At 42.6% G+C, this 10,775-nt stretch carries 8 protein-coding genes; all 8 read left to right on the top strand.

Translation table 11 applies throughout. The features are described 5' to 3' along the window. The coding region (locus tag AB5916_RS17070) for a VirB4-like conjugal transfer ATPase, CD1110 family (RefSeq protein WP_368192039.1) at positions 1–2,194 on the top strand (2,194 nt) is incomplete at its 5' end. Continuing rightward, positions 2,178–2,636 (top strand): hypothetical protein, encoded by a 459-nt coding sequence (locus AB5916_RS17065; protein ID WP_343019437.1) that lies wholly within the window; start codon positions 2,178–2,180, stop codon positions 2,634–2,636. The genes AB5916_RS17070 and AB5916_RS17065, both read left to right, overlap by 17 nt. Before the next feature lie 51 nt (positions 2,637–2,687). Beyond that, on the top strand, positions 2,688–4,931 hold the full coding sequence (locus tag AB5916_RS17060; protein WP_343019436.1) for a CD1108 family mobile element protein: 2,244 nt from the start codon (positions 2,688–2,690) through the stop codon (positions 4,929–4,931). 26 nt (positions 4,932–4,957) lie between these two features. Beyond that, on the top strand, positions 4,958–5,266 hold the full coding sequence (locus AB5916_RS17055) for a DUF4315 family protein (protein ID WP_118001305.1): 309 nt from the start codon (positions 4,958–4,960) through the stop codon (positions 5,264–5,266). Next, positions 5,241–5,981, top strand: coding sequence for a CD1107 family mobile element protein (locus AB5916_RS17050; RefSeq protein WP_343019435.1), 741 nt, complete (start codon positions 5,241–5,243; stop codon positions 5,979–5,981). Before AB5916_RS17055 ends, AB5916_RS17050 begins: the two co-directional genes overlap by 26 nt. A 72-nt stretch (positions 5,982–6,053) precedes the next feature. Further along, a complete protein-coding gene (locus AB5916_RS17045; protein ID WP_343019434.1) occupies positions 6,054–8,165 on the top strand; it encodes a DNA topoisomerase 3 in 2,112 nt (703 codons plus the stop codon). Between the two features lie 28 nt (positions 8,166–8,193). Next, positions 8,194–9,243 carry a DUF5688 family protein gene (locus tag AB5916_RS17040; RefSeq protein ID WP_343019433.1) on the top strand — a complete coding sequence of 350 codons (1,050 nt, stop codon included), beginning with the start codon at positions 8,194–8,196 and terminating at the stop codon, positions 9,241–9,243. An 82-nt stretch (positions 9,244–9,325) separates the two neighbouring features. Next, on the top strand, positions 9,326–10,775 hold a 1,450-nt coding region (locus tag AB5916_RS17035), incomplete at its 3' end, for an ArdC-like ssDNA-binding domain-containing protein (RefSeq protein WP_368192037.1).

Below are 10,775 nucleotides of genomic sequence, written 5' to 3'. Positions count from 1 at the left end.
AATCTTTGAAAATTGGTGCGATTTCCTCAATTACTTTGATGCCAGTATCCATTTTCAGCTGAGTTTTATCAATCATAAAAGCAGCATGAAAGAATTTGAACAGGTCATCCGGATCCGTCCTCAGGATGATGCTTTTGACGATGTTCGTATGGAATATGCCAAGATGCTGAAACAGCAGCTGGCGAAAGGAAATAACGGACTGGTGAAATCAAAATATATCACCTTTTCTATTGAAGCAGACAATATCCGGGAAGCAAAGCCAAAGCTGGAACGTATTGAGTCGGATATCCTGAACAACTTCAAGATCCTTGGAGTTCCGGCTTATCCATTGAATGGGGTGGAAAGACTGCAGATTTTATATGAGACTTTCAATCCAGATAACATGACAGACTTCCAGTTTGATTATGGTTCCATGATCCGTACAGGACTCAATACCAAAGATTATGTGGCACCGACCAGTTTTGTATTCAAGGACAGAAATACATTCCGCATGGGAAATACCATCGGGGCAGTCTCTTATTTGCAGATTCTGGCACCGGAGCTTACAGATAAGATGCTTGCAGAATTTCTGGATATTGATAAGAATCTCATCGTCAATCTGCATGTTCAGTCTGTGGATCAGATGAAAGCAATCAAGCTGGTAAAAAGCAAGGTTACGGATATCAACAGGATGAAAATTGAAGAGCAGAAAAAGGCGGTAAGATCCGGATACGACATGGATATCATCCCATCGGATTTGAATACTTATGGGGGAGAAGCCAAACGTCTTTTGGAAGATCTGCAGTCACGAAATGAGCGTATGTTCCTTGTAACAGCGCTCTTTTTAAATACTGCAAAGACAAAACAGGCACTGGATAATGCCATCTTCCAGACTGCCGGTATCGCACAGAAATATAACTGTGTACTGAAACGTCTGGATTATCAGCAGGAAGAAGGATTGATGAGCAGTGTTCCGTTGGGAGTAAATCATATCCCGATCAAGCGGGCTCTTACGACTACCAGTACAGCAATCTTTGTTCCATTTACGACACAGGAACTTTTTATGGCAGGAGAATCCTTATATTATGGATTGAATGCACTCAGCAACAACATGATCATGGTGGATCGTAAAAAGCTGAAAAACCCGAATGGACTGATCCTTGGTACGCCTGGATCCGGTAAATCCTTTGCAGCAAAAAGAGAGATCACCAATGCTTTCTTTGTCACGAAGGATGACATTATCATCGGAGATCCGGAGGGTGAGTATTATCCACTGGTCCATGCACTTGGAGGACAGGTAGTACACATTTCACCGACCAGCAAGGATTATATCAATCCGATGGATATCAATATGGATTATTCCGATGATGACAATCCACTTGGTGTAAAATCCGATTTTGTCCTGTCCTTATGTGAGCTGATTATGGGAAGCAGGGATGGTATTGAAGCAGAGGAAAAATCAGTGGTTGACCGTTGCCTTCCACTGGTGTATCAGAAGTACTTTGCAGATCCAAAACCGGAAAATATGCCGGTCCTTGGTGACCTGTATGATTGCCTCAGAAAGCAGAAAGAACCCCAGGCCCAGAGAATTGCAACAGCACTGGAAATCTATGTAAATGGATCACTGAAAGTATTCAACCATAGAACCAATGTGGAACTGAATAACCGTATTGTCTGCTTTGATATTAAGGAACTTGGAAAGCAGCTGAAGAAAATCGGAATGCTCATCGTCCAGGATCAGGTATGGAACAGAGTTACGATCAACCGTGGTATCAAATCTACCAGGTACTATATCGATGAATTCCACCTTCTGCTCAAAGAAGAACAGACAGCAGCTTATTCCGTAGAAATCTGGAAGAGATTCAGAAAATGGGGAGGCGTACCGACTGGAATCACACAGAATATCAAAGATCTTCTTGCCAGCAGGGAAATTGAAAATATCTTTGAGAACAGTGATTTTATCCTGATGCTGAACCAGGCTGCAGGTGACAGGCAGATCCTTGCAAAACAGCTGAATATTTCCCCATATCAGTTGTCTTACGTGACGAATTCCGGGGAAGGTGAAGGACTTCTCTTCTATGGAACAACAATTATTCCATTTAAGGACAAGTTCGATAAGACCTTGAAACTGTACAGTTTGATGACTACAAAACCGGAAGAAGTTGAAAAACGAGAGAAAGAAATGGAGGCGGAAAAACATGAAGGAAATCGATAAGATCCGAATCAGGCAGTGGAACCAGGATAATCCTTACATTCAGATGAAAAATCTGGAAAATGCGCAGCCTGGATACCGTGTTCATACAGTTAATGACGATTATCATCTGTATGAGCTTCCGCTGGAAACACAGAATATTATCCTTGACTGGGTATTCTGGAATTTCTATCCGGCACAAAAGATCTACCCACATCTTACCAGTGATGATCTGAAAGAAGTTTTGTATAAACGAACCCAGATCCATCTGTACAATAACCAGTTCAAGGAAGCCATGCTGATCAATGGATTCTGGCCAAGAGATCCGAGTGAGCTGAACTGGGTATTTCATATTCAGGCAAGCTCTCCGGCAATCAGGACACAGGCAGATGGTTATCCTGGTATCCCGATTATTGGACGCCAGGAACTGAATGAGTACAGAAAGAAAAGTTGTGCCAGGAGGTGATGACCTATAGCTGGAAAAGAATTTAAAGGCAAAGATAAAAAGGTCGCAAAGATGACCAGGGATGGTTTGACAGAAGAAAATCTCCGTGATGGTAGTGTAAAAGATATCAGTCACAGGAGCCGGGGACGACCGGAAAATAAGGAAGAATTTGTTCCTGAACGGGAACGAAAAAAGGCTGAGAATGAAGATTCAAAATCAGGAAAAGGAAAACGACTGCAGATGGAGAAAATCCGTAAATCGTCTGCCCGACAGGAAGCTGTTGAGGATACAGTTGAAGTCACACCGGAAGAAAAAGTATCCGGATATCGAAAGAAACTGCATCGCCATGAAAAAATCCCGGATGATGATAACACTCTGAACAGCCAAAAGAAATCCATTCGGAAGAAACAGCTGCAAAAACAGATGACCAAAGAACAGGCAAAAGCCGGAAGATTATCTTTTGATGATGAAGGAAATCAGATGGTGAAAGGTGCTGGCATGAAACCGGGAGGGACAGCCGGGAAATACATTGCTACACAAGCTGTTATATCTGGCATAAAAGCAGGCTCTCCCGAAGAGGAAGAAACAGATGAAAATGCAGGTGTGGAAAGTGCCAGACTTGCAGAGCGTGAAACAGAAGCTGCGTTACGTGGCCTACGTCATGCTCAGATCCGCAGCAAACGAACGGATGTGAAAACCCATCGCAGAGGTTATCGTGAGGCTACCGTAGAAAAGAAACTGCAATTTGGTTCTGCAGAAAGTATGGAAGGAGTCAAACATGCAGAATCGGTAAAGAACGCTGAGCAAAAGAGACATTTCTATAACCGCTTCTTTCAGAAAAAACGATATAAGGATGCATACCGGGCAGCCAGAGCCGGAAAATCCGCTGGCAGTCTAGGTGGAGCGACAACCATTGCCGGTGTCGAGAACATGACGGTAAAAGCAAAGATTGCCTTGAAAGAGATTATAAAGCGTAATCGTGCCATGTTCGCAGGTATCGGTATTTTTGCGCTTCTTTTTCTTGTCATAGCAGTATCTCTGGGGAGCTGCAGTGCTTCTATCGAGGGTGCTGGATCTGTGATCGGTATCACAACGTATCCAAGTTCAGACGAAGATATTTATGCTGCCGAAAACAGATATGCTGCTTTGGAAAGTGCCTTGAATCAGCAGATCAATGAGATGGAACGAAGACATCCGAATTATGACGAGTATCAGTACAACATTGCTGAGATTGGTCATAATCCATACCATCTTATCTCGTATCTTACCGCAAAATATGGGGACTGGACGTACTCAGATGTTGAAAATGAACTGCAAGCTCTTTTTGAAGCACAATATCATCTGAATACTGAAGGTCGAACAGAAACGGTGACAGAAACCAGAAATGTTCGAGTCGGAGAATCATTGGGACAGGTAGTGACCAGCGGATATTGTAACTGTCGAATCTGTTGTGGTGTATGGTCCGGAGGACCAACTGCTAGTGGTGCATATCCAACTGCAAACCATACCATTGCTGTAGATGCTTCCAATCCATTTGTGCCGATTGGCACTAAGGTAGTAATGAATGGTGTGGAATACACAGTTGAGGATACCGGAGCCTTTGCACGATATGGTGTGCAGTTTGACGTTTACTATGATAACCATGCTGCCGCTTCTGCTCATGGACATCAGACCTGGGAAGCCTATATCGCAGATGACAATGGCAGTCAGGAAGTAACGGTTACCAGTACAAGCACTAAGAAGATTCTATATGTGACACTGACAAATGGAAGCTTTGATGCTTTGGCAAGAGCCAATCTGAATGCGGAGCAGCTGATCATCTATAATGCATTAAATACGACCTATGGAAACAGAAATTATCTGTGGGATGTAAACAATGTGACCAGTGGATCAGGCGGTAATGGAATGAGCTATGAGATTCCACCGGAAGCACTGCAGGATGAAGAATTTGCCCGGATGATCCGGGAAGCAGAAAAATATCTGGGAGTACCTTATGTATGGGGTGGCTACTCTCCGTCCGGATTTGATTGCTCAGGTTTCGTATCCTATGTCATTAACCACTGTGGTAATGGATGGAACTATGGACGATTGACCGCGGATGGATTAAGAGGCGTATGTACTTATGTATCACCGCAAGAAGCAAAACCAGGAGATCTGATCTTCTTTCAGGGAACGTATAACACATCTGGTGCAAGCCATGTGGGTATCTATGTCGGTAACAATATGATGATCCATTGTGGGGATCCGATCCATTACTCAAATATCAGCACATCCTACTGGCAGCAACACTTCATGTGCTTTGGAAGACTGCCATAAATGGGTGATTGAAGGGAGGTGAAAGTTTGAATAAAAAGATTAAAAAATATCTGGATGAAATTGCCAAGACAGAGAAAAAGATCGCGGATCTGCAGCAATATCTTAGGGGTGTCCAGGCTGCATTAAAGCAGGAAGAGGACAATGAGATGATCAGGTGCATCCGTGGTATGAAGATGGAGAATGGTCAGTTGTATGATCTTTTGGATGGTATCCAGAATGGAACAGTTAAATTTCAGGTAAGCAGGGAGTCTGACGAAGAAGGTTCAGGCTCCTTTGTATTCACAAAAGAAAATAAGGAGGAATATCAGAATGGTGAAATGGAAGAAAATGAATAAGAAAATGGCAGGACTGCTGTTAGGAGTCATGATGCTTTTTACTGCATCAACCACAGCATTTGCCTATGTGGATGAATCAGCAGAGGCATCCAAAGTAGAGACAACTCAGACGGAACAGTCAACAGACAAAGAAGAGAAAAAGGACGAGGCGACAAACACAAACGAGGTGCTGCCAGAAGATGGAACAGACCAGGGAACTGCATTTACGACACCTGGAAATGGCGAAGTTAAGGATGACATTACCGATGATTCCACGAAGGAGTTTCTTACGGTTACAACGAAGAATAATAATACCTTCTATATCGTGATTGACCGCAGTGCCACATCCCAGAATGTCTATATGTTATCTCAGATTGATGAGAATGATCTGTCCGAGTTTCTGGATAAAGACAGTACAGCTGCTGTTGTAACACCACAGCCGGATACATCGAAGGTTGTGCTGGATGAGACAAATAATGAGGGTGTAGACAAGGAAGCTACTGTTGATCCTGAGAAAACATCATCTGCAAAATCTAATATGGGCGCAATGGCAACTATCCTTATCCTGGCTCTTGGCGGTGTGGCAGCATACTACTACTTCAAGATCTATAAGCCAAAGAAGGAAGAAGAAGAGGATGATCAGCCGGAAGGCTTAGAAACAGGGGACTTAGAGACTGTAGAAGATGATGAAAAACTGGATGACGAGCCAGAAGATTTTGAGGATTCAGAAAAATAAATAAAATTTTTTTAACGGAGAGCCTGTAAAATGCAGTCTCTCCTTTTGTATATGTGAAGGAGGTAATACATCTTGTATTTAGTAATTGCAGAAAAACCAAGTGTATCAAGAGCAATCGCAGAGGTGATTGGAGCACAGGAACGAGAAGACGGATATTTAAGAGGAACCGACTGTATGGTCAGTTGGTGTTTTGGACATCTGGCAGAATATGTTTCACCGGATGTCTACGATGAAAAATTTAGTCAGTGGAGATATGAAGATCTCCCGATCATCCCGAAAGACTGGAAAGTTACAGTCTCAGAAGATAAGAAAGATCAGTTCTATATCTTAAAAAGACTGCTTAATAGTCCGGAAATTGAATACGTTGTAAATGCCTGTGATGCCGGACGTGAAGGAGAATTGATCTTCAAACATGTCTATGACTTGTCCGGAAGTAAAAAGCCGGTGAAACGATTATGGATCAGTTCTCTGGAAGATTCCGCAATCCTTGATGGAATGCAGCATCTGAGATCCGCGGAGGAATACCGACATCTGGCCGAAGCTGCTGTATGCCGTTCTCAGGCTGACTGGCTGGTAGGAATGAATGCAACCAGAGCTTACACCACAAAGTACTTCAAAAAGCTGACCGTTGGAAGGGTTCAGACACCGACACTTGCCATGTTGGTGGAACGTGCCGGACAGATCAGCAATTTCCAGAAAGAAAAGTATTTCAATGTGGAACTCGATTGTGATGGAATTCCGGCTATAAAGCCAAAAATCTTTGATCCGGATAAGGCAGAACAGTTAAGAAGCAGATGCCAGGGAAGTGAAGCTAGTATCAGCGCAGTAAAAGAAACAGAAAAGGAAGTAAAAGCACCAAAGCTTTATGATCTGACCACACTGCAGAGAGAAGCAAACCGTATCTACGGAATGACAGCCAAACAGACACTGGATACTGCTCAGAGCTTGTATGAAAAGAAACTGATCACTTATCCAAGAACGGACAGCCAGTATCTGACCGAAGATATGGAGCAGACCGCAAGAAATGTGGTCCGTCAGATTTATGAGAAATATCAGCTGACAGGTCCTTTTGATCAGCCGGAACAGCCGGATGTGAAGAAGGTCATGAATAACAGCAAAGTGACAGATCACCATGCAATCATCCCAACGATGGAGCTTGCATCCTGTCATCTGGGTGAACTGAAATCCTGGGAAGAAAAGATTCTGTTTCTGATCGCAGTTCATACGGTCATGGCAATGAGTAAGGATCACATTTACCAGGAAACAGAGATTGAGGTGGAATGCCAGGGAGAAATCTTCAAGGCAAAAGGAAAAATTGTCCTGCAGGATGGATGGAAACTCTTTGAAAACTGCTTCAAAAATAAGGACCGCATGGCAATCGCAGATCCAGATCAGGAAATGAAAGATCGGATGCCGAAAGTAATCCAGGGGCAGACTTTCTATGTTGTAGCTGCAGAAAAGACAGAACATTTCACGTCACCACCAAAACCATACAGTGAAGATACGCTCCTTGCGGCAATGGAAACTGCTGGAAATAAGGAATTCGATGAAGACACAGAAAAGAAAGGATTAGGAACACCGGCAACAAGAGCCGGTATCATCGAAAAACTGATCTATTCCCAGTATGCCACCCGAAAAGGAAAACAGATTCTTCCAACAGATGATGGAAAAGTCCTTGTGGAGATCCTGCCAGACTTTCTGAAATCTGCAAGTATGACTGCAGAATGGGAAAACCAGTTGCTTTTGATGGAGCATGGAGAGATTGCACCGGAACAGTTTATGACTGGGATCAAAAATATGCTCACCATGATGCTGAATGGATGCGATGCGATTTCCGAAGAAGAAACAAGAAGATTTCAGACCAGAGAAAGCATTGGAACATGTCCGGTATGTGGAAGCCTGGTATATGAAAGCAAACCAAACTTCTATTGCAGCAACCATGATTGTCACTTTGCGCTCTGGAAAGATAACCGCTATCTGCAGAGCATGGAAAAAACCATGGATAAAAAGATGGCTGCAGAACTTCTGAAAAACGGAAGTGTGCATATGAAAGACCTGTATTCCAGAAAGAAAAATATGTACTTTGAGGCAGATCTCCATATGGATACAGATGAAACCGGAAAGGTGAATTTTTCTTTATCCTTTCCCAAAAAGAAACCAAAAAACAAAAGCAAAAAGAAATAAGAAAACAGATTAGAGGAGGAAACGAAGAATGAATTTTAATGAATTTGTAAATGAAGTAAAGGACAATATCAGACTCTTTTTACCGAAGGATTATGAGAATGCAGAAGTATCAACGATGGAGTGTCAGAAACTGAACCGTGCCTATACGGGACTGATGGTGAGAAAAGAAGGTGAGATGCTTACCCCGACGATCAATCTTAACCAGCTGTATGAAGCATATAAAGCACAGCCTGGTGTAACAATGGAAACTGTATGCAGAAAGATTGCGGATATAGTTGTTGAGGCACCGATACAGGTTGATCTGAAAGCTATTTTTAATTATGAAGATGTGAAGGACAAGCTGTTTATTCGTGTATCATCAGCCGAAGCAAATAAGGAAGTCCTCGAAAATGCTCCACACCAACTGAAAGAAGACCTCGCAATTACCTATCATGTGGTAGTAGACAAGGATGAGAATGGATTAAGTTCCATGTTTATCAAGAATGATCTGCTTGAACAGTATGGAATCTCAGCAGAACAGCTTCATGAAGATGCTATGAAAAGTTCACCGCGAGTTATGGTCCCGGAGGTATCAAGTATAGGTGCATTGATAGATGAAATGTATCAGAAAAATATTCTCATGCTGACACCGGATGAACGTGAAATGTTGCAGGAAACATTGCAGGAATCAAGTGAGATGCCGACATTCTTTGTTGTTACAAATACAGAAAGAGTTGATGGTGCCGGTGTGATCTTTTATCCGGAATTCATGGATAACATGGGGGAACTTCTGGGAAATGATTTCTTTATTTTGCCATCATCCATCCATGAAATGCTGATTTTACCGGATGACGGGCAAGTGGATGCTGAAATGTTAAGAGATATGGTAAAAGAAGTCAATGCGACTCAGGTAGCACCAGCAGAACGCCTTACCAATGATGTATATCACTTTGACACAAAGGATCACGTCTTTGAAAAAGCCGATAGATTTACAGAACGTCAGAAAGAAAAAGAAGCGCAGGCTGCAAAAACAGAGAAAGCAGGAAAAGAACAGCCGGATCAGAAACCGAAAACAAAGAAGCACGATATGGAACTTTAATAAAAAATAATCATCTCGTCAACTAATAAAAAGCCCTGCGGCATAAACACAATGTCGTGGGGCTTTTTTGGAAAGGAGTATTATGACAGAACAAAACAAAACTACTACTATTCCACTGCCGGTCCAGGGAAAAGATATGGACAGCATTATGCAGTCACTGGAATCCGGTGTGGAAGAACTATTTACAAGTAACCGCTATCAGGAATTTCTTAAAACCATGGCAAAGTTTCACAATTATTCCTTTAACAATACAATGCTGATCGCTATGCAGCGACCGGATGCCACACTTGTTACCAGCTACAAAAACTGGCAGTCCATGGGTAGACAGGTCATGAAAGGTGAAAAAGGAATTACAATCATTGCCCCGGCACCATATAAGAAAATGAAGGAAAAAGAGGTTCTGGATGAAAATCAGCGACCGATCATGGGAAGCGATGGAAAACCTAAGACTGAACAGCTGGAAGTTACAGTTCCGCATTTTAAAGCAGTTACGGTATTTGATATTGCTCAGACATCCGGAGAACCGATACAGACACTGGCACCGGAATTACTGACTGCAGCTGTACAGGATTTTGATTCTTTCATGCAGGCTATTCAGAAAATATCCCCAGTACCGATACGATTCGATGAGATCGATGGCAATGCCAATGGATATTATCACAATGCAGATAAGGAAATTGTGATCAAAAAAGGACTCAGTGAAAGCCAGACCTTAAAGACTGCTATTCATGAAACAGCCCATGCAAAATTGCATGACAGGGAAATCATGGAAAGCCTTGGTGTAGAAAAAGACCGATTGACAAAAGAGGTCGAGGCTGAATCCGTTGCTTACTGTGTGTGCTCTTCCTTTGGTTTGGATACATCGGATTATAGTTTTCCTTACATTGCAGGTTGGAGTAGCAGCCGGGAAATGAAGGAAATGAAAGCATCTATGGATGTGATCCGCAAGACAGCTGGTGAAATGATTGATCAGCTGACAGAAGAACTGGAAATCACTCTTGAAGAAAAACAGAAAACAGAATTACATGAAAAATACGGAATTCTGGTAGATGCACTGGAAGCAGCCGGATACCACTATGATTATCGGGAAAGCGAACCGGGACATATTGTACTGGCGCCGGATGGGACGCATGAAATTGCCGGCTATCTACAGTTTGAATCATGGGGAGATATCCAAAACTGGCTGGAAGACACGATTACAGAATGGACGGATATTTCGGAGAGAGTTGATCGGGCTATGTACCCATTTAAGTATGATTATACCCTAGAGGAAGAAATGTTCAGAGGTAATGGTGACCGCTATGCGATTTATCATGTGGATGAAGACACACCGGGAAAACAACGTTTATTTATGAATATGGTAATGGTTAAAGAAGATGGCATTACAATCGATGCGGCCAATTATAAATGTGTCTATTCTGGCAGATTACATGAAAATGAAAAGCTGGATGATTTGTACGCTATGTTCAACGATAATCCACCGGCAGATTATAAAGCACATGCTATGTCAGTCAGTGATGTGATCATTACAA

Origin of the sequence: Blautia sp. 1033sp1_1033st1_G9_1033SCRN_220408 (assembly GCF_040929965.1) — a bacterium.
Taxonomy (GTDB): domain Bacteria; phylum Bacillota; class Clostridia; order Lachnospirales; family Lachnospiraceae; genus Blautia_A; species Blautia_A ammoniilytica.
This window is presented reverse-complemented; position numbering and strand designations above follow the sequence as displayed.

Coding starts and splice junctions, on each gene's coding strand:
- AB5916_RS17065 (WP_343019437.1), top strand. CDS start 2,178: ATGAAGGAAATCGATAAGATCCGAATCAGGCAGTGGAACCAGGATAAT.
- AB5916_RS17060 (WP_343019436.1), top strand. CDS start 2,688: ATGACCAGGGATGGTTTGACAGAAGAAAATCTCCGTGATGGTAGTGTA.
- AB5916_RS17050 (WP_343019435.1), top strand. CDS start 5,241: ATGGTGAAATGGAAGAAAATGAATAAGAAAATGGCAGGACTGCTGTTA.
- AB5916_RS17040 (WP_343019433.1), top strand. CDS start 8,194: ATGAATTTTAATGAATTTGTAAATGAAGTAAAGGACAATATCAGACTC.